The sequence below is a fragment of the Fictibacillus nanhaiensis genome, from assembly GCF_023715445.1.
Lineage (GTDB): Bacteria > Bacillota > Bacilli > Bacillales > Fictibacillaceae > Fictibacillus > Fictibacillus nanhaiensis_D.
Genome location: NZ_JAMBOD010000008.1, coordinates 43,980 through 67,348, shown reverse-complemented (window position 1 = coordinate 67,348; position 23,369 = coordinate 43,980). Strand labels below are relative to the sequence as shown.

Below are 23,369 nucleotides of genomic sequence, written 5' to 3'. Positions count from 1 at the left end.
TCCCCGCATACAAGGGACTGCTTTTTGCTTCTTATACTGCAGTAGATTCTCTGAGTACCAGCTTTGTATATTTGGAGTCTGGACCAGAGCCAGAGGCGGCTACCATCTCATCGAGTTCTGCCCTCGCATCCTCTACCGTTTCAAAGGATTCAAAGAACTTAACTCTAATTTCGTTCACAAACTCTTTTCCTTCATACTTTTCATATAATCGAATTTTAATAGAATCATCTGTTACTTTGGCAATGGTGTAGCTTGCTTTTATTTCTTCAAAAAAGATAAAGTCATAAGTTTCTACCGGCTCAAGTCCTTTGCTTTCGATCGTCGTTTGATACGTATCTTTATTCGTCAAAATAATATACTTTCCCATATCTACACCTCACTATTGTATTTTGTATACCACACACCCTCATTCTACTCAATCCAGAAGAGTAAATCAAACGAATTTTGAATATATTGAATTTTTAGTAAAAAAGACCTTATTCCAGTCATATCAATTCATTTTTTCTGAAATTCCGTTTTACAAACCAAATACGAATGATATAATCAAAACTAAGTTTCTGAAAATTGAAAACATTTTAAACTATAATAACAAGGGAAGAGGTGTACAAAATGCCAACTGTTCGCTTAATTCAAGATGGGGAAATTATTGAACAAGAGGTAAAGGAAAATAGTAATCTAGTCGTATTGGCCGGAATCAAACAATTTCCGAAACTGCGTTATGGATGCGGAATAGGAAAGTGCACAAAGTGTGTATCACAGATATCTAAAGGAGCGGAGCAGTTAGATCCACCAAACTGGAAAGAAGAAAAAATGCTCGGTGATAAGCTCGATGAAGGATTCCGTTTGACTTGCCAGCTGACGGTAAAGGATGATCTGGAACTGATTCAGAATAAAAATTTTAATATGAAAGGTATACAATATTCCAAAGCAACCGCTAAATAACCTCTAAATCCAACTAACAAGAAAGGAGTGAACTAAAGTGAATTCCTATCTCTTGACGGAAATGGCCTATCCAGAAGTAGAAGAAGCTTTAAAAACGGTTAAGCTGGCAATCATTCCAGTTGGTGCCCATGAACAGCATGGTCCGCACATGCTTGAGAGCTGTGATGCTGTTCTCGCTGAAAAAATGGCCAACAAGCTTGCTGAAAGGCTTTTTCCTAATGTAATCGTTGCTCCAACAGTCAACATGGGAGTATCCCATCATCACCTCAATTTTGCAGGAACGATTTCTCTTCGGCCATCAACACTCATTTCAATTTTGAAAGACATGATCGAATCTCTTAAACACCATGGAATCTCACAATTTTTATTATTAAATGCACACGGCGGAAATCAATCCACGTTAAGTGTAGCAAGTCTGGAACTCTCCAGAGAACTTGATGTAAAGATTTATTACGCCAAGACAACCGCTTCGGCTAAAACAGCCATCTCACAATATGTAAAGTCGCCATTGTACGGACACAGCTGTGAACGTGAAGTATCAGAAGCATTGTATCTTGCGCCTCATCTAGTAAAAATCAACCGTCTTGAAAAGGGGGATATCCAGCCAGGAATCTGGAAGGAGCTAAGGCAGAACAAAGCGGTTCAAGGTCCGTACCAATATGAAGAAATGACAGCGAATGGTTGTATTGGGGACGCTACTCAAGCTAGTGAAGAAATAGGCAAAGAAATTGTAGAAGAAGCACTGAACAATGTAGAAACAACAATCAAAGAAATACTGGAGTTAACAACGATAAGAATCTGATTTTCCTTTTTATTAAATGAATGGGAAGAAGGTGCTCGTATGGAGTTAACATTTGCTCATTGGTTGTATGCATTTGTCACATTGGCCGTTATTACGACGATGCTGTTTCGAAAAGGCGTCGTGCTGCCGACATTGCTTGGAACGATGCTTGTTGCGTGGGTTTATACAGGATCTATGGTGGGCGGATTAAAAGCTGTCTTCAATGCCAATTTAGTTGCGGCGAAAGAATTATTCAGTATTTTTCTCATTATTACATTCATGGTTGCCCTTTTGAAATCATTAAAGGATTTGGGTTCAGACCAAAAGATGATTGCACCGATACAAAAGATTATGGTGAATGGGCATGTTGCCTATCTGGTGCTCATCGGAATCACGTTTGTTGTCTCTCTTTTTTTCTGGCCGACTCCTGCAATTCCGTTAATCTGCGCACTGTTAGTACCTGCTGCTATTCGTGCAGGACTTCCTGCGATGGGAGCAGCAATGGCAGTTGCGATGGCAGGGCAAGGGATGGCCCTGTCATCAGACTATATCATGCAGGTTGCACCTATGCTGTCTGCTAAAGCAGCAGGTGTCTCGACAGATATAGTCGCAACAAAAGCTTTCGTTTTGTCTTTGTTTACGGGTACTACAGCATTAAGCATCACCTATTTATTGATTAGAAAAGAGATCAAGAAACCGAATGAAGCAGAAAATCGCAATCTATCGGATTCTGTAAGCGCATACAATATGCAACTCGATCTTGAGACAGCATCGCAAGTATCAGCGGCAACAGAAAAATACATTTCTGATAAAGAACTGAACATGTGGGGGAAAGTGTTTGCCGCATTAGTTCCTTTGTCTATGCTTGGCGTCATGCTTTATATGTTCTCTACCAAATTAGGCGGTACATCCGTTGCACTTGAAGGCGGCGATGGAGCGGCTTTCGTTGGCGGAGTAGCGATCGTGTTGTTAGTTCTAGCAAGCACGGCTTTTGCACGGATGCATGCATTGGACAAGATTAGTGATTATATTACGGAAGGATTTGTTTTTGCGTTTCGTGCTATGGGTCCAGTTATACCGATAGCAGGATTCTTTTTCCTCGGATCAGGTGATTTTGCGGTAGGGATTCTTTCCTTAGCAGAAGATGTTGCAAAGCCAGCGTTCTTGTTTGATCTTGTACAAGCAGCACAAAGTACCATTCCGCAAAACGGGTTCCTAACGGCATTCGGTATCTTAATAATTGGTATAATCACAGGTTTAGATGGATCAGGTTTTTCAGGACTGCCATTGACCGGGGCTTTATCTGGAGCTCTTCATACTGGTACAGGCATTGATCCGACTACATTGGCAGCGATCGGCCAGATGGGTGCGATCTGGACAGGCGGGGGAACCATTATTGCATGGTCATCACTAGTTGCAGTTGCTGGATTTTGCGGGGTTCCGATATTAGAATTAGCTCGTAAAAACTTTTTCCCTGTACTGACAGGGCTCTTCCTGGCTACATTCTTGGCTATATTAATCTGGTAACTCAAAAATAGTTAGAAAATTCATACAAAAGGGTTGACACGCACAAAAGGCACAAGGTAGTATAGTGGTAAAGTTGGTATACCAAATACAAAATACCAATTTGGTGTGAGGATAACATACATACCAAAGGTTACTATTCTAAGGAGGAGATTCACAATGGCAGAGTTGTTATCAAAAGATGAGTTCCGTAAACAATTAGAAGAAGCGATCAAAGGTAATCACAGTCAGAAGGCACCTTTTACAGAAGCTTGGGCTACTGGTAAGTTATCTCGTGAACATTTTGCACGGTGGGCTGAAAACCATTACCACTATGTAGGGCCATTTGCGGATTATCTGGCGTACATTTATGCTAGCACTCCTGAAAAATATACAGATGCTAAAGATTTTACGCTTCAAAACATGTATGAAGAAGAAATTGCAGCGGATCGCCATACAGATTTATTGATTCGTTTTGCTGAAACGTGCGGTACAACACGTGAAAGAGTAGAAGATCCGCATAATATTGCACCAACAACATTAGGATTGCAAAGCTGGTGTTACGCGGTTGCGATGAGAGAGAACTTTGTTGTTGCAACAGCTGCTCTTGTAGTCGGCTTAGAGTCTCAAGTACCTGATATCTATCGTAAGCAAACACCAATTCTTAGAGAAAAATACGGATTTAACGACGAAGAGATTGAATTCTTCGATCTGCACATCGTATCCGATGAAATCCACGGTGAGCGCGGATACAAGATTGTACTCGATTGTGCTGATACAGTAGAACTTCAGCAGCGCTGCCTAGAAGTGGTAAGAACGGGTGCTAAGATGCGCCGCATGTATATGGACGGACTTTATAACACTTATGTTGCGAAGGACTTGGATCCGGTAAAATCGTAAAATCTTAATCTACTAAAATAGCGTACCTTGGAAAAGGCAGTTTCTCGATCATGAGGGAAGCTGCCATCATTTTTATTACGATAGAGAAAGGAAGATTTTACATGTTATCCACACAAGTACGGACATACGAAAACTACATCAATGGCCAGTGGGTTAACACCGGGACTGGTGAAACATTCGCAAGTCTTAATCCAGCTGATAAAGAGCAAGCGGTCGGTTACTTTCAAGCGTCAACAAAAGGAGAAGCCACACAGGCTATCGAAGCTGCTGCTAAAGCTTTCCCGGACTGGGTTGCGTTATCTCCAGCAAAAAGGGCTTCTCTATTAAATAAAGCAGCGGATATTCTTGAAAGCCGCCTGGATCAAATAGCAGAAGAATTAACACGCGAGGAAGGAAAGCCATATAAAGCTAGTTTAGGAGAAGTGAAGCGTTCGGCTGATACGCTGCGTTTTTATGCGGTGGAGGGTCAAACGTTTACGGGTGAGACGTTCCCGAGCGATGATCCTAAAATGAGAGTGTATACCGAAAGAGAGCCGCTTGGTGTGATATCTGTTATTACACCGTGGAACTTTCCGTTATCCATTCCGGCTAGAAAGATTGCACCGGCATTAATTACAGGAAACACGGTCGTTTTCAAGCCGTCATCAGATACACCACTCGTCGCATATCGTCTGGTAGAAGCTCTACATGAAGCTGGTATTCCGCCAGGCGTGCTTAACTTTGTAACGGGTTCTTCTTCTAAAATCGGAAAGGTGCTGGTTAACCACCCGGCGATTAGGGCTGTCACGTTTACCGGATCAACGCGTGCTGGTGAAGACATTCATAGAACTGTCTCTCTGACAACGAGAACGCAGATGGAGCTTGGCGGAAAGAATCCGCTTATCATCATGGAAGATGCGGATCTCGACGAAGCTGTTAAGCTCACGATTAATGGTGGATTTTCGCTCACTGGGCAGGCTTGTACAGGTACGAGCCGGGTGATTGTCATGAAGTCGGTGAAAGAAGCTTTTGTAGAAAAACTAGTTCAAAAAACAAAAGAGCTCACTATTGGTAATGGTTTTAATAAAGATGCGTTCTTAGGACCGCTGGCTAACGAAAAACAGTTAAAAAATGTACTGAACTATATCCAGATCGGAGTCGAGGAGGGAGCGACCCTTGAATATGGCGGGGAGCATCTCACTTCTTCTGATTTTGAAAAAGGCTACTACGTAAGTCCAGCCGTTTTTTCCAACGTGACATCAGACATGAGAATCGCTCAAGAAGAGATTTTTGGACCGGTTGTTTCGGTCATCGAGGCTGATTCGTATGAGGAAGCCATTTCTATCGCTAATTCTGTAGAATATGGTCTTTCTGCTTCCATCGTGACTCAAAATATCGCACGTGCGGAAGGCTTCATAAAAGATATTCAGGCTGGAACGGTTAAAGTGAACCGGACAACAACCGGCAACTTGATGAATGCTCCGTTTGGGGGATTGAAAAAATCGAGTACATCGACGTTCCGAGAGTCAGGCAGAGTGGGGCTGGAATTTTTTACACAAACAAAAACGGTTTACGTAGGCTATTAATCTAGCAATGAGGTTAAGGGGGAGATAGCAGTGAGAACGGCCATTAAATTAGAGTTAGAAGAAGCAAAAATCATGATCGAAGCTGCCAAGCAAAAAGCGGAAGAGATCAACGTGCTGGAAACGATTGCGATCGTAGATGATGGCGGCTACGTTATCGCGCTGGAACGTATGAACGGAGCGCGCATCACAGGTCCTGAGATCGCGATCGCCAAAGCGTTTACTGCTGCAGGGCATAAAAGATCGACGCACCTGTTTAATCATTATCCAAACGGACCAGCACTTCCAGGGAATGAAGCGTTTGGTATACAGCATATGCTTGGGGGAAAGTTTGCTGTATTCGTAGGAGGGTTTCCGATCGTAATCAATGGGGAAGTGGTTGGAGGAGTCGGAATCTCAGGCGGGAACGGCGAGCAGGATACTGCTGTTGGAACTGCGGCATTGCAAGCATTACATGATCTTTTATTGGAAACAGGACATCCTGTATTGGTTGAAGCAGATATAAAGGTATAAAAGGACGCGGGATATTTTCTAGTAACTTAGAGAATATCCCTCGGTTTATTCTGTCTCCTATTTAACAACAAGAAAGAAGGTGTTTTTTTGCGCACATATTGGGATTTATGCGTAGGTTTTGTTAGAACAGGTGTAACGGGATATGGTGGAGGACCTTCCACGATTCCGCTCATTGAATATGAAGCAGTAAAAAAATATAAGTGGATGACAGAAGAAGAATTCGGGGAATCGCTGGCACTTGCCAACACACTTCCCGGACCGATTGCTACAAAGATGGCGGCTTATGTCGGTTTTAAGATAAAAGGACCGCTGGGTGCTTTTGTGGCAATCATGGCTCATATCGTCCCGTCGCTTGTTGGAATGCTTGGGTTGTTAGGTGTTTTGTATACCTTTAAATCCTCCCCTGTAGTAAAAGGAATGATTAACGGTGTAGCACCAGTTGTCGGAGTGATGCTTGCGGTTATGGCTTATCAATTCTTTCAAAAAGGACGGCAGGGGCTCGCCAGCAAATGGATGATAGGCATGTCGCTATTCTCCCTTTGTGTGATTGAATTTCTAAATCTGCATCCGGGATTTGTGATTATTCTCTTTTTAACGAGTGCCTTTGTGTGGAGTACGTATAAAGAGAGCGGCAAAACTTTATTCACACGAAAGCAAATCATGAGAAGCAGGGAGGAAGAGTTATGATTTACTGGGACATCTTCTGGGCATTTTTTATTTCGAACCTGCTCGGGTATGGAGGAGGACCATCAACCATTCCTCTCATTCAAAATGAAGTGGTTAATCAGTATAAGTGGCTCACACTAAAAGAGTTCGGAGATTTATTAGCGATGGCAAACGTACTCCCAGGTCCGATCGCTACCAAAATGGGAGGATATATCGGATATGAAATCGGCGGAGTACCTGGTCTATTTATCGCGCTGATCGCAACCATTGCTCCATCCGCAATCGCTGTTATTATCTTGTTCGCATTCGTTAACCGATTTAAAGAAGCACCACAGGTGAAGTGGATGACCAAGTCGGTTCAGCCGGTGATTGCAATTCTTTTAGGCGTACTGGCTTTTCAGTTCTTTTTAACAGCATTTGGTGAAATTGGGGTTCTCCACTTATTGATACTAGGTTTAGGAAGCCTGCTGCTCCTTGAAAAAATAAAGGTTCACCCAGCACTCGTTATTGTTGCTTCTTTGTTTTATGGAGGTATATTTTTACATTAATAAGTGACATCAATTGCTCTTATAAAAAATTAAAGCTATAATTTGTATACCAAACAGCAAACGACAGGTGGAGTGTTTTATTATGCAAAATAAGTGGGCACAAGAAGATTTATTGTCCATCCGAGAACGCGCATACAGATATTTAAAAGATATGATCCTTGACGGAGAGTACAAAGCAGGTGACCGGCTAGTAGAACGAGAGCTTGCCGAAAAACTCAGCATCAGCCGTACTCCTATTCGTGAAGCTCTTTTTAGATTAGAATCACAAGGTTTTGTTAAAACGGTGCCGCGCAAAGGTGTCGTCGTTGAACGTATATCTGAAGAAGAGGTTATTGAGGTTTTCACGATTCTATCTTCGCTTGAGGTATTAGCATCAAAGCTCGCTGCACAGAAAATGGATGAGCGCACACAAGCTGAATTTGATGGTATGATAGAAAAACTTCAAAACTTGGAAGGCAAAACAGAAGAAGAAATCTCACAGCTGCACTTGGAGACGAACAAGATCATTCATACAGCTGCCAAAAGTCCAAAGCTGCATGAGATCCTTTCCGGTTTAACGGATTATATTCGAATCTTCGCTAATTCAAGCTACGAAACACCGGGCCGAAAAGAAGAGTCGATGAAAGAGCATCTGGAGATCATGAAAGCTGTTCGCAACAAGGAAGTTGAGATGGGTGAATACTTAACAAAAATTCATATCGAAAACTCCAAGAAAGCTTACATTGGTTTCTTGAATCGATTAAAAGAAAAAGAGCAGAGATAACAGAACGATTCTGTTTTCTCTGCTCTTTTTTATACTCCGATCACAACAGGTGCACTCAAATTTTTTAAGGCTTTAACAATACTCATTGACACAATATAACTTGATTTTGGGTTATCCAGCAGCGGTGTGTTTTGTACTTTTACGGAAACCTCACCAAAGTGTCCCTTAGCGGTAACCTCATGTGAGTTCTTTTCAATGGTAGGATCGACAAAAACCTGAACTTTGGTTTGGTCGAATCCCATTCCAGCCAGACTTAATGCTGCTGAAACATTTACGCTTTCTGGAAAGAGTTTTGCTGATTCCCGGGCATAACCATCAAAAACACAAAACGGCTTTTTTATCGTTTTTAAATCTACTTTTTCTTCAACAAAGGTGCCATACCACGCACGAGGGGGTTTTCGGCTTACTAGTTTAACTTCTTCAAGCGTGTGGTTTGAAGCCGCATTTATCCGATCAAGTCCGGCAATCGCAGCTGAAGGAATAATAAGCTGTTTTTTTGAGGCGACAGCTGCCTCTTTTAATGAAGAAAACAGCTCGTCATCTGTTAATGCTCCAACCGATACGATGACAAGATGAGCACCCTTGGCTAACGCCATAACTCCATACTGTTGGACAGACTGATGTCCAGCTGCTTCTACAACTACATCTAAGCCCAAAGAGTAAAATGTATCCTCTTCGTTTGTAATTACACATCTTTCGTTTGGAGGAATAGATATTTTTTCAGGTGATCGAACGAGAATCCCCGTAATTTCTGCATTCAGTCCATGGTCACTATCAAAATAAGTTGCTAAATCCTTTCCTATCGCCCCGTATCCGATCAATCCAACTTTAAGCATGAAGCACCTCCATAAGTCTAATTGTATATTGTATACCTAAATTATAGAGCAAGGAGTATGCAAGTCAATGACTCTAGGTGTAATTATCTGAAAATTTAATATTGTCATACTATTGTTAATATGGTATATTGTATACAAAGAACGGAAAAGAAAATAGGAGGTCAAATCAATGCCCACTATTCATTACTTAACGAGTGATAAAAAAATTGAGGTGCCTGAAAACTCCAATATTTTAAGAATGTCTTTAAGGTATGATGGTGAACTTCCGAACCGGTGCGGAGGAGGAAACTGTGGGACATGTGTTTGTAAAATTGAAAAAGGACTGGAACATACAGATAAGATTAAACCTGTTGAGAAAAAAAAAGTAGGTGAAGAGCTTCTTGCTGAAGGGTATCGACTGGGGTGCCAGACATTTGTGAACGGTGATGTTGAACTTAGCTGGGATAAAGAAATTACAAAAATGGTTCAGCGAAGAAAAGTCGTACACCCTAAAACGCCTGTAACTACAACTTAAATGTAAGGGAGGATCCTGCTTATGCTGGTATGCCAGAATCATGTCAGAAAAGCCTTACAGATTTTAGTACTTCCTCATATTAAAGAAGTTTCGCAAAAAGCACCATGCTGCTTTTGCCAAAAAGATGCACGATTAAATGTTTATTATTCTCATCAATCCATTGGTTATGAATTTAAAAAGATTCATAGGAAACCCGCCTCTTAAAGGAGACGGGTTTCTTTAATGTTTATTTATTTCTTAGTATTTAATAATGTTCTTTAAAATGTTCATTTTACGGTCAACAAGTTTTTGCACTTTTTTTGAGCCGAATAAATATTTGAACATATCGTTTCCCCCTGTACCTATTAAAATAGCCAACCTTTTAATTGATAATCACTATCAACTTAACCATATTGTATACCAAATAGGTGTAAACGTCTATATTTTTAATTAATTTTAAGTTAAATATATAATTTGGTATACCATATAACTGATTCATGAAAATTTTCTGTTAATATTCTCAATTAGATTTTGTTTGAAAGGAACGTTAAGGTTAGAAGGAGATTTTTATTTTTATGTCGAAATTAAGTTTAAATAAATATCCATAATTGCCGATATATGTAATAAACGGGACTTTGAAGGAGGAAAATATGGATAACACAGTGGTGAAACGGTTAGTGATGACTTCTGCGTTTGCTGGTGCTTTTTTTGCTGTTCCTCTCGTTGGTGAAGCTGCTTTAGGCGATTTGACCTTAAAGCAAGGAATCAATCATAATGACGTGAAACAATTGCAATCCCTTTTAAAAGAGAAAGGATTTTTTAAAGAGCAGCAAACGACAACCTACTTTGGACCGGTAACGAAAAAAGCGGTCATGGATTTCCAGAAAGCGAGTGGACTTGTGGTTGATGGAATCGTTGGAAAACAAACTTACAAAAAGCTTTTAGAGAAATCTTTTCAAGAGGTACCATCCAAAAAGCAGCCGGTTCAATCTGTTGTACCACCTTCTTCAAAAGAATTAAAGCTGCATTCGACAGGACAAGCTGTCATGAAGCTGCAGCAAGATCTTAAATTTCTCGGCTTTTTTACATATTATAAAACGACTGATTATTATGGAACGATCACAACGGAAGCGGTTCGAAAATTCCAGATCAGTCAAAAGTTAAAAGCGACTGGTGTTGCGGATGCGACGACATTAGATCGCATTACGAAAGCAGTTGCTGCAAAGAAAAATCCAGTACAGCCTCCAGCTGCTCAACCGAAACCGGCACCTGCTCCTGCAGCGCCAAAACCGGCAACACCACCAGCACCGGCAAAACCAGCTCCACATCCTCCACAAAACACAGTGAAGGAACTAAAGTTCGGGGTGACTGGACCGGAAGTAAAACAGCTTCAAACTCGCCTAAAAAACCTAGGTTTCTTTACATATCCCATGATTACGGACTATTTTGGAGTAGTAACGGAAGAGAGCGTCGAAAAGTTCCAGAAGACTTACGGATTACCGGTTACGGGAATTGTAACAAAGACAGTTTTAGATAAAATGACAGAAGTAGAAAAACAAAAAGGGCAGACACCGAAAACATCGGATCAAATCACGATTAATGTCATTGCGAATGCGGCTGAGCTGATGGGCACACCATATGTATGGGCAGGCACGACTCCGCAAGGCTTTGATTGCAGCGGCTTCCTTCAATATATTTTTACAAAAGAAGGAGTATCACTTCCAAGAACGGTGGCGCAAATGTGGAATGCCACGACTACAGTGACCGAACCTGCAGTTGGCGATCTCGTATTCTTTGAAACATATACAACAGGTCCATCACATGCAGGTGTATACATTGGAAACAACCAGTTTGTGCATGCAGGATCCAGCACAGGTGTAACGATAAGTAACTTGAATTATGCGTATTGGCAGGATCGTTACCTCGGTTCGAAGCGCGTAAATTATTAATCTATGTTATCCTTATAATCACCCTATGAGTCAGTTTTTGCTCATAAGGTGTTTTTTTTATCATGGAACTATCATACATTTATTACCATGCCTTTTGTTATACTTTAAACAAATGTTTAAAGAAAGGAGATCTGTTTTGAAAAATCTTTGCAAAATCATGTTGTTAGCAAGCTTTTGTTTCATCCTTTTAACGGGGTGCTCAGAGCCTCCAAAACCGGAGGACGCATTGAAGAAATACACGGCTTTGTGGCAAAAGAAAGATTTTGAGAATATGTATGAAATGCTAGATTCAGAGTCCAGGAAAAAAATCTCAAAAGAAGACTTCGTAAAACGCTACAGCGATATATATGGCGGCATTGAAGCTAAAAATCTAGAGGTGGAAATGAAGCCTTCCAAAGACAAAAAAGAGGGAGAAAGCGAGAAAGCGAGTCTTTCTTATTCGGTTAAGATGGATACACTCGCTGGACCGATTGAATATACGCATCAAATGAAGATGAATCTAGAAGAGACGAAGGAGTCTGAAGCCTGGAAAGTGCAATGGAACACGTCGCACATCTTTCCTGAAATGGAGGAAGGCGACCGGATTTCAGCGTCAAGCATCTCTCCTAAAAGAGGTGCGATTTTAGATCGCGAAGGAAATCCTTTAGCATTTAACGGGGCAGCATATGAAGTTACGATTGTTCCGCAAGAATTGCCTGAAGACGAGAGCAAAACGATTGAACCTTTAGCAAAAATTTTAGGGATGACACCGGAAGAGATCCAGAAAAAAATAGATCAGCCTTGGGTGAAACCACACTTCGGCGTGCCAATAAAGAAAATGGAGACGGATAACCCTAAGATTCATGATGCCGTCGCATTAGAGGGTGTGAAATCTCCGAAAAGCGAAACACGTATTTATCCGCTGAAGGAAGCGGCTGCGCATCTTACCGGCTTTATCGGCCAGGTTAATGCGGATGACCTCAAAAGGTTAAAAGGTAAGGGGTACACCGCACAAGACTGGGTCGGAAAAGCAGGGTTTGAGCAAGTGTACGAAGAGCAGCTGCGTGGAACGGCAGGCGGTATCATCAAAATTTTAACGAATGAAAAAGAAGAAAAAACAGTATTGGCGGAAAAAGAAGTCGTAAATGGAGAAGACGTGAAAACGACGATAAACAGTGAAGTGCAGCAGTCTATCTATTCACAGCTAAAAGGAGATGTGGGAACGTCATCCGCCATTCATCCAAAAACAGGCGAAGTACTGGCTCTTGTCAACAGTCCGTCCTACAACCCGAACGAGTATACGCTTGGGATCTCCAATGAAACGAGAAAAAAATGGGCGAACGATCCTGAGAACCCTAAGATGAATCGGTTCAAATACACATATGCACCAGGGTCCACATTGAAACCTTTAACAGCAGCAATCGGTTTGGAGAACGGAACGCTAAATCCAGATGACGTTATGAAGGTAAAAGGTAAAACGTGGAAGAAGGGTGAGTCGTGGGGCAATTATCACGTTACTCGTGTAAGTGCAGTACCAAGTGTGAACCTTGAAAAAGCGCTTATCTACTCCGATAATATTTACTTTGCTCAAGAAGCACTCGATTTGGGACAGGATCAGTTTGTCAGTGGGCTTAAGGAATTTGGTTTAGGAGAAGATATTCCGGTTTCGTATCCTTTTGTCGCGTCGACGATTGGAGAAAAGGGGATGACTGAAATCCAGCTTGCAGACAGCGGGTACGGTCAGGGGAAAATTCAAATGAGCGCGCTTCATGTGGGGCTCTCCTATACACCGTTTTTAAATGATGGCAATTTAGTTGCACCAAGATTGGATCAAGCTAAGGCTGATTCTGCAATCTGGAAGGAAAACGTAATCTCACCAGAGACGGCAAAAATTATTCGTGATGACTTGGTCAAGGTAGTTTCAAGTTCAAACGGGACGGCGCATGAAGCGTATATGCCAAAACTGCCTATTGCCGGGAAGACTGGAACAGCCGAGCTGAAAAAGAGCAAAACCGACAAAAATGGAATGGAACTTGGGTGGTTTGTTGCTTATAACACAGAGGATCCATCGCTTTTAGTCACGATGATGATTGAGGATGTAAAGGGAAGAGGCGGCAGCCATTACCTTGTACCGAAAGTGAAGAAAGTGTTTGAAGAGAACTTCCGGCAATAGGAAGTTTTCTTTTTTTATTTTAAAAAAGGGGGAAATATCCAAAAGTGGACGAATAAAGTACAACAAAAGGAGGGATATCACATGCTGAAAGTGGGTGTTATTGGCCTGGGCTCGATTTCTGACTTGCATATCAAGCCTTACGCAAATCATCCTGAAACTGAGCTAGTTGCTTTTTGTGATATGAACAAAAACCGGTTGGAAGCAGCGGGGAAACGCTATGATGTATCAAATCTGTATACAGCTTATCAAGAGCTACTTACTGATACCGAGGTTGAAGCGGTGAGCATTTGCACGTGGAATGCTACACATGCGGAGATTGCGATTGCTGCACTAAATGCAGGCAAACATGTTCTTGTCGAAAAGCCATTATGCACGACATTGGAAGAAGGGATCCAAGTAGAAGAAGCAGTAAAGGCAAGCGGGAAAGTTTTGCAAGTCGGTTTTGTAAGGCGCTATGCCAAGAATACAAAACTCATAAAATCTTTTTTAGATAACGGAGATTTCGGGGAGCTCTATTACGCAAAAGCATCATGCATCAGGCGGCTTGGCAATCCTGGGGGCTGGTTCTCAGATAAAGAGAGGTCAGGCGGGGGTCCGCTCATGGATCTTGGTGTACATATGATCGATATCTGCTGGTATCTCATGGGCAAACCAAAGCCTGTTTCCGTCAGCGGACACACTTACTCTGTGTTAGGAAACCGATCCAACATTCAAAATCTATCATTTTACAAAGCATCGGATTATGATGCCTCACTTAATTCAGTAGAAGATCTGGCTACAGCACTCATCCGTTTTGAAAACGGCGCATCCTTATATATAGATGTGAGTTTTACCATGCATGCCGTGCAAGATGAGGTTTCTGTTAAATTATATGGTGACAAAGGCGGCTTTGAGCTAGAACCGAAACTTGCCATGACCACTGAAAAACATGACACGATTATTAATATTACACCTCAGATCGACCACCTCAACTTTCAATTTGAAGAAGCCTTTCAAAGTGAAATCGACCACTTTGTTTCAAGCTGTTTAGGAAAAACAACCACATTAAGTCCTGTAGAAGACGGGCTTGAAGTGATGAAGATGCTGTGTGGTGCCTATGAATCAGCAAGCCTTGGAAAAGAAGTACTTCTATAAAAGGAGAGATTTTCATGAAGGTTAGCGTGAGTATGTACAGCTTGCATTCTGTCGTAAAAAAGGAAAACTGGAATGCGATTGACTTTTGCCGATTTGCCGAAACTCTAAACTTGGACGGTGTGGAACTGCTCGATTTTTATTGGAAAAACAAAGAGGAGGAACTAGAAGAAGTTATTGAGTACTTGGTGCAATCCTCTTTGGAAGTGTCTTGTTATGATGTTTCGAACGATTTTGTAAAGGAAACAGCTGATGAACGAAAAAACGAGATTCAAAAAGTGAAGGATGCTGTAGATACGGCTAAACGATTGAACACCCGCTGCGTCAGGGTTTTTTGCGGCGATCTTAAACCGAAGATGGACTACGCAATCGGCAAGGAATGGATCATCTCTTCATTAAAACAATGTGCCAAATATGCAGAGGCGCAAGGTATTGTACTGGCGATTGAAAATCACGGTTTGCTTGCCGGAAAAAGTGAGCAGGTGAAAGAGATTTTATCGGAAGTGGGAAGTCCAAATGTAAAGTCTACTTTTGATACGGGGAATTTTTTATTGGTCGAAGACAATCCGCTTGCTGCCTATCAAAACTTGAAGAATGAAATTGCCCATGTTCATTTTAAAGATTTCAGAGTCCGCACTGCTGAGGATGCGAATAGCGGGTTCAAAGGTCTTGGAGAGAAATATTGGATTGGTGTAATCCCGGGTGACGGGGAAGTTGAGCTTGCAGAAATCATATCAAATCTTAAAAGAGATGGCGTGAATACGTGGCTTTCTTTGGAGTATGAAGGATCTGATGATGCAAAAATAGCGGTGCGGGATTCTGTTAACCGAATAAGAAAGTTGCTGGTTAGTCAGGAGGTGTGACGGATGAATTTAATTGTTGTTACAGGGAACGAAATAGTAAGCAGTGATGGACGCACAGCGTTTGATTCGATACAGGAAGCAATTGCTGCCAACTGTCCGCTTTATGTTCATGCTCCTTATTATGTAGAATTGCTGAAAAATAAGAGTGAATTATTGCCTCAGCTTGAGAATCGGGGTGCATCACTCGTGCTTCCTTTAACCCAAGATTCTTCGTTTATTGCTTTTACAAAACTATTAAAAGAACGAAACTGGACGGAAAATGGTGTGCTTCGTATGAAACGTAGCAAAAATACATCATCAAAAACTAAAACAGGCGATCTGATCAGCGATCTTTATATGTTTACACAAACTATTTCTCCAATTTCCAGAATTTCTGGAGTTAGCATAGCTCATGAACCTTCAAAGACCACTCACAGTATTTTTACGATACGTTTCTCGAACAAATCAATAGGACATTACGAATACCTTTCTTCCCCTCATGTTTCTAATGAATTAGATCTCGAATGGAGCGGGAGAGAAGGGATTTTAGAGTACGAGTCACAGCATGCTAAGGCTTTTAGGGGGAGTAATATACCGCAGATTGAAAAAGATTTTCGGCTTGAAGGAGCTGTTGAAATTACTTCATCACTAAATGAGGAACTTCGAAAACTCATGACTTGTCTTGAGCTTGACATCAAACATGAAGTCCGGGGGTGAACCACATGAAAGTGGGAATCATGAGTTTTGCTCATATGCATGCATATAGTTATGCAAGCAGTTTGGAGCAGCTGTCTGATGTAGAGCTGACCGCCATTTACGATACTCTGGATGAACGAGGTAGAGAGGCAGCGGCTCGGTACAATTGTGCTTTTTTTAACGACATGGAAAAGTTCCTTGCTAAAGATATGGAGGCGGTCATCATCTGCAGTGAAAACGCAAAGCACTGCGAAATGGTGGTTGCCGCGGCTAAAGCTGGAAAACATATTCTTTGTGAAAAACCAATCGCAGTTTCGGTTGAAGAAGCTGAAGAAATGATAGCTGTCTGTGAACAACATGACGTCATGTTACAGACCGCTTTTCCGGTACGTTTTTCAGAACCGATTCAACAATTGAAAAGGTATGTGGACTCAGGGGCGATTGGAGAGATTCTGTCTTTCCGAACTACGAACCGGGGTCAAAACCCTGGCGGATGGTTTATAGATCCAGCACTTTCCGGTGGTGGAGCGGTATTTGACCATACCGTTCATATGGTTGATATCATGAGATGGCTGTCCGGTCAGGAAGTAAAGGAAGTCATCGCAGAAGTGGATACCTTTTTTCACGAGGGTGACATTGATGATGCGGGCTTGCTCACGTTAACCTTTGATGGCGGCATCATCGCTTCTCATGATGCCAGCTGGTCTCGAACTCCAACCTATCCCATTTGGGGTGATGTTACGATCGAGGTCATCGGAACAAAGGGAACAGTTGCAGTAGACGTATTTAAAGAATATGTTCGTGTTTACAACAGGGACGGCGAGAGGCCGGTAGAGAATGCTTTCTTCGGAATTGATATGGATTTTGGGCTGGTTGAGGATTTTATAAAATCTATTAGGGAAAAGCGGCCGCCATCGATTACAGGATATGATGGATTGAAGGCGATGGAAGTAGGAATTGCTGCATATAAGTCCTCAAAACTTGGGAGAATCGTGAAAATATAATATTGAGGATATAGCCCCTTGATTTGCAAGGGGCTTATTTTTTGGTCTATGCACTTTTATCCTGTCTCTATGCACAGAAACTTTAGGTCTATGCACCAAAGTGGATTGTCTATGCACGGAAAAACTAGGTCAATGCACCAAACAAAATTCTATGCGTTGAAAACACTTTTCTATGCGCAGAAATAACAGTTCTATGCACCGAAACTCACATTCATTAATCAAAGATATCATCAAACTTCAAATGATATTTTGTATGCCTTAGTTGTCCTGAAGTAGAAAGGTTCAGGTCCATAAGGAGATTTCTAGCTGTATTGCGAGACTTTAATTTCAAAAAATCGCGGCACTGACTATTAGTGATGGTTCGACTAATTAGAAGGAAGTAATCTCGCAAAGCCTGTACATGTGCTGTTTTTGAATCAAATTTACATGAGGTGCACACCCATTTCTTATGGCTTCGTATCATAGGGATAACGCCACAACTGGGACAAGCTACTCCTTTAATAATATCTTCATTTGAAATTTTATATTTTTGGAGCACATTCGGAGTTGGGGTGGTGTGATTCTTTAAAAGTATTTTGGAGAGTTTACGAAGGTCTTTTTTCGAAATTTGCTCATCCTTATGTTTACGATCATAGTAACGAATCCTTTCAGTAAGATGAATTTTGTGGGTAACCATCTTGTAAATATCAGTTCGGCCAGCGGGAACTTTAATTTGGGTTTGGGAATTGCTGACGACAACAAGGGATTCAACGGGGATGTTCGTAAAATGATGATCTTTCAACCATTCTTTAAAGCAGAATTGTTGCCTTTTTACCTGTGAAATGGGATCAGGAAAGGTTTCTTCTTTACCATTGATAGTCCTAATTAGTTGATAGAAGTTTTGATCAAAATAGAGGATGCCTGAAAAGTTTTTCACTTCGATTATCAAAAAGTAATACTGGGTGAGAATAAGTATGTCGAGCTGAAAGTAGCTAGTGTTCTGGAGAAGGCGAAGGTTGTGAAAAATGAAGAATTCTTTTTGAGGAAGAACATTTAAATAAAAATCCAGAGCCTGTTCTCCTTTATGACCTGATAAGAATTTTGCTAGTTCTTCTTCTATCTCATGTCTTCTCGGGTCTAAGGGGTGAAGTCGATTTAGAAGCATCTCTAATATTAAAATAATAACTGGTGTTTTACGCTCTTTCATAATCATTTCATTGCATCACACTCCTTTTGTTTATTTTTATTTCTACTGATAAAGTATAAACTCCTGCTGTTACATTAATCTTTCCATAAATGGTTGTGTATGAAAGTCTATGCACAGAATCTTGAACTCTATGCACTAAAGAAGATTGCCTATGCACCAAAAAAAGTCTCCTATGCACGAATCACAATTCTATACACCGAATAACCATTTCTATGCACTAACAGATATGGTCTATGCACCAAACATTCTATTCTATGCACCAATCTCACTTCTAAAAGCCCCACTTAGTTCATCAGTCCTGCTTTTAAACTACATCTTCCTTTCCCTAGTCAAAAAGAAGGTTTTTTCCATTTGTAAGAACTATTTTGGAGAAAAACTCCACTCAATCAATACAAATTATGCTAATATTTAGGTAATTAAGATAAAAGGGAGGATAAGGAATGAAAAGAATATTTTTCATGTTGGTCGCGTTTACCTTAATACTCACTTCCATGAACACGCAAACCACACTCGCAAAGACGGATAACGACAAGAAGCGCATCAGAGAGCTAACAAGACTCGTCGAACAAGACGACAAAAAATCGAGGATTCTCTGGTACGATCTTTCAGCAAACCTTTTTAACCTCGATACACCAGAAAAAGTACGAAACATCGTTGAGAAAACAGCAAACGCGAACATTGACACTATCATCCTAGACATCAAAAACTCAACAGGATTTGTAGCCTACAACAGTGAGATTGCCCCGCACATTAGCACATCTAAGATTCCTAAATATCAAGGCTATCCAGAAAACTATGATCTCTTACAAACTGTGATTACCGAAGCGAAAAAACACGATATAAAAGTTCATGCAGCAATCAATACGTTTTCCGAAGCAAGTACGACTTATCAAGATGGACCAGCCATGCATCATCCGGAGTGGCAGACTACATATTATACTGCCATACAAAAAGTAAAAGCTGCAGATGGCTCAACAATAGAACTGACAGGTATTAATACGACTCGTGGTCAAGATCATCTTGTACTTTACACACCATCAAAATATGAGGAAACACCAACAAATCGATGGGGAGTAGAGGTTCAGGTGATCGATGATGTTATTACACAAGTGAGCGACCGCAACACGACTGGAGCACCGCCAGTACAAGTTCCTGATAAGGGTTATGTGATCTCCGGCAATGGAACGGCGCGCACATGGATTCTTGAACATTTAAAAGTAGGCGATCAAGTTTCTGTTACAGATATGGAAACTAAATTTGTAAAAGGACAAGACTATACACCGTCTCACTCTACGTTCGTAAATCCGATTAGAGAGGATGTTCAAAGATACGAACTGAGTATTATCGAGGAGTTAGTAGATAATTATGATGTAGATGGGATTGTTCTCGATCGTGCACGTTATTCCAGCATTTATGCTGATTTCAGTGATTTAAGCCGTGAAAAGTTTGAAGCCTATATTGGAAAGAAAGTAGAAAACTGGCCGACTGATATTTTTGAAATTAAAGTTGAAAACCATGAAAGAAAGAATGTTCCAGGACCGCTTTACCAAAAGTGGATCGAATGGCGTGCAGGAAATATTCAGTCATTTTTCCAAAAAGCTGAAAAGCTCATTCACAAAAAAGAACCTGAGACGTTCTTCAGTACGTATGTAGGAAGCTGGTACCCGGATTATTACAGCGAGGGTGTGAACTGGGCAAGTCGCACGCACCATCCGGAATATGATTGGGCAAGCCCTGATTACCATAAAAAAGGGTACGCTGAAACGCTTGATTTTATTATGACGGGTAACTACTTTGTCGATGTGACGAAAGAAGAGGCTGTAGCGTCAGGCAGACCTGATTGGCACAGCGTAGAAGGATCAGCAGAAATTGCGATGGATGCGATCAATTATTCTACGTTCAACTACGGCAGTCTCTATTTGAATCAATACATCAATGATCCGGAAACCTTTAGACGCGCGCTGCAAATGGCGGTCGATAAAACGCACGGGATCATGATCTTTGACCTTATTTACCTGGAGATGTTCGACTGGTGGTACATCGTTGAAGAGGAGTTTGCAGAGGAATCCGAATCCCCGCACCATATTAAAAAATACATGGACCTTGTCAGAGAAGATAAATAAAAAGAAGACTCCCCGCTGCAAAAAGCCGGGGAGTTTTTTCACACATACAGTTGTTAGAATGTTCAAAATAGTTTAAAATAATTCATAATGAAAGAAATATCCATAATTTATAAAATAAATGGAGGAAATATTTCTCTTGCTTAAATTGAGGATTCAGCTCCAAAACTTTGGTCTATGCACTGAAATGGCGAGTCTATGCACCAAAACTGCTTCTCTATGCACTAAACGAATAGATCACTACCACTCCAAAAAGGAGGATCACATTTGAAACTCCATATTTTAGGTACAGCTGCATCTGAGGGATTTCCAGCACTATTTTGCAAATGTGCTCACTGTCAAAAAGCTCGATCGCTTGGCGGAAAGAACATCCGAACACGAACGTCAGCCATTCTAGACGATACGCTCAAGATCGATTTTCCACCGGATACGCTGCACCATGTTTTACGTGACAACCTGGACCTTGCCAAGATTCAGCATCTTCTGTTCACCCACACACATCATGATCACTTTTATCCAGAGGACTTGAATATGAGACTCCCGGGTTATGCGCATGGCGTACAATATCCGCTCCATATATACGGAAATGACACAGCATTGGCAAAATGCTCACAAACGCTAAAAAAACAAAATGAACACGTCCAACTGCACCTATTGAAGCCATTCCAAACATACCAAATCGGTGATACAGAAGTGACTCCATTGTTGGCTGATCACAATCCGCATGAAACTTGCCTGCTTTTCCATATAAAAAGTGGCCCCACCTCGCTGCTGTATGGTCATGATACGGGATGGTTTCCGGATGAAACGTGGAACTGGCTAGAAAAAAGTAAAGTTGACATAGCACTGCTTGATTGCACGAACGGCAACCTGCCGGAGTTTCGAAATCACATGAACGTAAATGCCGTTACCGTGACAAAAAACAGGCTGCAGCAATGCAATGTTTTAACAGAGCAATCAAAGGTATATGTCACTCACTTTTCCCATAACATCGGTCTTCTGCATGAGGATTTAATCAAGATTTTTCAGCCGTACGATATTGAAGTTGCTTACGATGGTTTGATCATAGAAAGATAATTTCTGTCTAAAAGAGGTGTGTACATGATAAGTAAGCAAGAACTGATGCAACAGATAAAAGGTAAGATCATAGTCTCTTGCCAGGCGCTCCATGATGAACCACTGCACGGATCAGACATTATGGCAAAGATGGCGATCGCAGCAGAACAAGGCGGGGCAGCGGCTATTCGGGCGAACAGTAAAGAAGACATTTGTGCCATAAAAAAAGCAACTCAGCTCCCGGTGATCGGCATCGTAAAACGAGATTATCCAGACAGCGACGTTTTTATCACGCCTACATTGAAAGAAGTGCAAGAGTTGTTAGAAGCGAAGACGGATGTGGTTACCGTTGATGCGACTTCCCGTAAACGACCTGGAAACTTAAGTTTGGAAGAGATGGTGAACTATATCCGCAGCCAATCACGGGCTTTCATCATGGCGGATATTTCAACATTTGAAGAAGGTGTAATGGCCATAGAACTTGGAGTAGATTTTATTTCAACCACCCTTTCCGGCTACACGTCATATAGCCCGCAAATCTGTGACCCTGATTTTGAACTGATCAAGCGGCTCTCTAAACTAGGAAAAGTTCCTGTTGTTGCGGAAGGAAGGATCTCAACACCAGCACAAGCCAAAAAAGCACTCGAACTTGGAGCCTTCTCCGTCGTCGTAGGGTCAGCCATCACTAGGCCACAGTTAATTACAAAACGTTTTGTAAAGGAAGTTACTCTTTTAAATCGAAATATTACGTGATCCGTCATTTTCCTACAAGCTATAAAACCTTTGAGCTGGTGAAATGGCGTAACGTTTAAAAAATATAGTCGTGCCAGTGAAAGGAGCACTTATCCAATGAAAATTGCAACCTTACAAACCGCAAGTCCACTCGTTTTAATTCCGAGCATCTATAAATCGCTCACAAAAGCAGAGCAAAAGGTCGCTGACGTCATTACGGCTGATACTCATGAAGCCGTCTACTATTCGGTTACAGATCTCTCTGAAAAAGCAGATGTCGGAGAAACGACGGTTATCCGTTTTTGCCGGAAGCTCGGGTATAAAGGATATCAGGAATTTAAGCTCGCCGTTGCTCAAAACCTTGTAAATCCGAATGAGTCGGTCTACGGAAAAATTGAAGACACAGACAGCATTGATGTGATCGCGAAAAAGATCACGTCACAAAATACAGGGTTTATTCAGGATACACTCGGTTTGATGGACCAGAACAATCTGGAAAAAGTCGCGAAAAAACTGTTAAACGCACGCAAGATTTACTTTTTCGGAGTAGGCTCATCTGGAATCACGGCAACGGATGCGAAGTACCGTTTTATGAGAATCGGGTTCAATGTCGATTGTGTGGTTGATTCCCACATTATTGCGATGAATGCGGCGTTGGCGACCGAAGAGGATGTCGTGATTGGCATTTCAACATCGGGAAGCACGAAGGATCTCGTGGACGCAGTTCGTATTGCAAAAGAAAACGGAGCGTTCGTAATCTGTCTCACGAACCATAATCGTTCACCAATCACGAAGTACGCCGATGAGATCCTGCTCGCCGCTTCAAGAGAAACACCACTTCAAGGTGGTTCGTTCGCAGCGAAGATGGCGCAGCTTCATCTTCTGGATATCTTGACAACGGTTGTCCTTTTACAACAAAAAGAGCAATCTATCCAAGCAATTGAAAAAACAGCAAAGGCAGTACTCGATAAAATGTATTAATTCTTTGAGGTGG

Annotated in this window: 24 protein-coding genes; 21 read left to right on the top strand and 3 right to left on the bottom strand. The window is 41.5% G+C overall.

The genetic code is table 11. From position 1 onward, the window contains the following. Window positions 1-31: 31 nt before the first annotated feature. Window positions 32-367, bottom strand: a complete 336-nt coding sequence (locus M3196_RS17740) for a hypothetical protein (RefSeq protein ID WP_066293213.1) — start codon at window positions 365-367, stop codon at window positions 32-34. A 242-nt stretch (window positions 368-609) separates the two neighbouring features. Between M3196_RS17740 and M3196_RS17735 the strand changes: the two genes are divergently transcribed. The 9 genes from M3196_RS17735 to M3196_RS17695 all read left to right on the top strand — a co-directional run bounded on the left by M3196_RS17735 (window position 610) and on the right by M3196_RS17695 (window position 8,178). Beyond that, a complete protein-coding gene (locus tag M3196_RS17735; RefSeq protein WP_251323676.1) occupies window positions 610-942 on the top strand; it encodes a 2Fe-2S iron-sulfur cluster-binding protein in 333 nt (110 codons plus the stop codon). A gap of 37 nt (window positions 943-979) precedes the next feature. Further along, window positions 980-1,744, top strand: coding sequence for a creatininase family protein (locus M3196_RS17730; RefSeq protein WP_251323675.1), 765 nt, complete (start codon window positions 980-982; stop codon window positions 1,742-1,744). A 39-nt stretch (window positions 1,745-1,783) separates the two neighbouring features. Beyond that, on the top strand, window positions 1,784-3,250 hold the full coding sequence (locus M3196_RS17725) for a hypothetical protein (protein ID WP_251323674.1): 1,467 nt from the start codon (window positions 1,784-1,786) through the stop codon (window positions 3,248-3,250). Between the two features lie 156 nt (window positions 3,251-3,406). Continuing rightward, entirely contained in the window at window positions 3,407-4,126 is a 720-nt protein-coding gene (locus M3196_RS17720; RefSeq protein WP_066293201.1) for a TenA family transcriptional regulator, read from the top strand. 101 nt (window positions 4,127-4,227) lie between these two features. Beyond that, window positions 4,228-5,691 (top strand): aldehyde dehydrogenase family protein, encoded by a 1,464-nt coding sequence (locus tag M3196_RS17715; RefSeq protein ID WP_251323673.1) that lies wholly within the window; start codon window positions 4,228-4,230, stop codon window positions 5,689-5,691. Between the two features lie 30 nt (window positions 5,692-5,721). Next, the gene (locus M3196_RS17710; protein WP_251323672.1) at window positions 5,722-6,201 is read left to right on the top strand and encodes a GlcG/HbpS family heme-binding protein; all 480 of its coding nucleotides are present in this window, start codon (window positions 5,722-5,724) and stop codon (window positions 6,199-6,201) included. Window positions 6,202-6,288: 87 nt separating this feature from the next. Continuing rightward, window positions 6,289-6,888 (top strand): chromate transporter, encoded by a 600-nt coding sequence (locus M3196_RS17705; protein WP_251323671.1) that lies wholly within the window; start codon window positions 6,289-6,291, stop codon window positions 6,886-6,888. Then, window positions 6,885-7,415, top strand: a complete 531-nt coding sequence (locus M3196_RS17700; RefSeq protein WP_251323670.1) for a chromate transporter — start codon at window positions 6,885-6,887, stop codon at window positions 7,413-7,415. Before M3196_RS17705 ends, M3196_RS17700 begins: the two co-directional genes overlap by 4 nt. Window positions 7,416-7,497: 82 nt before the next feature. After that, on the top strand, window positions 7,498-8,178 hold the full coding sequence (locus M3196_RS17695; RefSeq protein ID WP_066293187.1) for a GntR family transcriptional regulator: 681 nt from the start codon (window positions 7,498-7,500) through the stop codon (window positions 8,176-8,178). Window positions 8,179-8,207: 29 nt separating this feature from the next. On the opposite strand, the gene M3196_RS17690 is transcribed toward M3196_RS17695, so the two are convergent. Continuing rightward, complete coding sequence (locus tag M3196_RS17690) at window positions 8,208-9,014, bottom strand: aspartate dehydrogenase (protein WP_251323669.1); 807 nt, start codon at window positions 9,012-9,014, stop codon at window positions 8,208-8,210. Window positions 9,015-9,183: 169 nt separating this feature from the next. On the opposite strand from M3196_RS17690, the gene M3196_RS17685 reads away from it, so the two are divergent. From M3196_RS17685 to M3196_RS17650, 8 genes are all read left to right on the top strand, one after another. Next, on the top strand, window positions 9,184-9,528 hold the full coding sequence (locus M3196_RS17685; RefSeq protein ID WP_251323668.1) for a 2Fe-2S iron-sulfur cluster-binding protein: 345 nt from the start codon (window positions 9,184-9,186) through the stop codon (window positions 9,526-9,528). Window positions 9,529-9,549: 21 nt separating this feature from the next. After that, entirely contained in the window at window positions 9,550-9,732 is a 183-nt protein-coding gene (locus M3196_RS17680) for a hypothetical protein (RefSeq protein WP_251323667.1), read from the top strand. Window positions 9,733-10,157: 425 nt separating this feature from the next. Next, window positions 10,158-11,456, top strand: a complete 1,299-nt coding sequence (locus M3196_RS17675; RefSeq protein ID WP_251323666.1) for a peptidoglycan-binding protein — start codon at window positions 10,158-10,160, stop codon at window positions 11,454-11,456. A gap of 25 nt (window positions 11,457-11,481) precedes the next feature. Continuing rightward, a complete protein-coding gene (locus tag M3196_RS17670; protein WP_338082963.1) occupies window positions 11,482-13,608 on the top strand; it encodes a penicillin-binding transpeptidase domain-containing protein in 2,127 nt (708 codons plus the stop codon). An 81-nt stretch (window positions 13,609-13,689) separates the two neighbouring features. After that, entirely contained in the window at window positions 13,690-14,742 is a 1,053-nt protein-coding gene (locus M3196_RS17665; protein ID WP_251323664.1) for a Gfo/Idh/MocA family protein, read from the top strand. A gap of 14 nt (window positions 14,743-14,756) precedes the next feature. Further along, a complete protein-coding gene (locus M3196_RS17660; protein WP_251323663.1) occupies window positions 14,757-15,602 on the top strand; it encodes a sugar phosphate isomerase/epimerase family protein in 846 nt (281 codons plus the stop codon). Between the two features lie 3 nt (window positions 15,603-15,605). Then, on the top strand, window positions 15,606-16,298 hold the full coding sequence (locus M3196_RS17655) for a hypothetical protein (RefSeq protein ID WP_251323662.1): 693 nt from the start codon (window positions 15,606-15,608) through the stop codon (window positions 16,296-16,298). Between the two features lie 5 nt (window positions 16,299-16,303). Next, complete coding sequence (locus tag M3196_RS17650) at window positions 16,304-17,281, top strand: Gfo/Idh/MocA family protein (RefSeq protein ID WP_251323661.1); 978 nt, start codon at window positions 16,304-16,306, stop codon at window positions 17,279-17,281. 214 nt (window positions 17,282-17,495) lie between these two features. Here the strand turns inward: M3196_RS17650 and M3196_RS17645 are convergent, their stop codons facing one another. Continuing rightward, complete coding sequence (locus M3196_RS17645; protein ID WP_251323660.1) at window positions 17,496-18,473, bottom strand: nuclease-related domain-containing protein; 978 nt, start codon at window positions 18,471-18,473, stop codon at window positions 17,496-17,498. A 434-nt stretch (window positions 18,474-18,907) separates the two neighbouring features. Here M3196_RS17645 and M3196_RS17640 point away from each other — a divergent pair, with 434 nt between their 5' ends. The 4 genes from M3196_RS17640 to M3196_RS17625 all read left to right on the top strand — a co-directional run bounded on the left by M3196_RS17640 (window position 18,908) and on the right by M3196_RS17625 (window position 23,356). After that, on the top strand, window positions 18,908-20,590 hold the full coding sequence (locus tag M3196_RS17640; RefSeq protein ID WP_251323659.1) for an alpha amylase family protein: 1,683 nt from the start codon (window positions 18,908-18,910) through the stop codon (window positions 20,588-20,590). A gap of 264 nt (window positions 20,591-20,854) precedes the next feature. Then, entirely contained in the window at window positions 20,855-21,664 is an 810-nt protein-coding gene (locus tag M3196_RS17635; RefSeq protein WP_251323658.1) for an MBL fold metallo-hydrolase, read from the top strand. A 24-nt stretch (window positions 21,665-21,688) separates the two neighbouring features. After that, complete coding sequence (locus tag M3196_RS17630; RefSeq protein ID WP_251323657.1) at window positions 21,689-22,396, top strand: N-acetylmannosamine-6-phosphate 2-epimerase; 708 nt, start codon at window positions 21,689-21,691, stop codon at window positions 22,394-22,396. A 96-nt stretch (window positions 22,397-22,492) separates the two neighbouring features. Beyond that, window positions 22,493-23,356 carry a MurR/RpiR family transcriptional regulator gene (locus M3196_RS17625; protein WP_251323656.1) on the top strand — a complete coding sequence of 288 codons (864 nt, stop codon included), beginning with the start codon at window positions 22,493-22,495 and terminating at the stop codon, window positions 23,354-23,356. The last annotated feature ends 13 nt before the right edge of the window (window positions 23,357-23,369 follow it).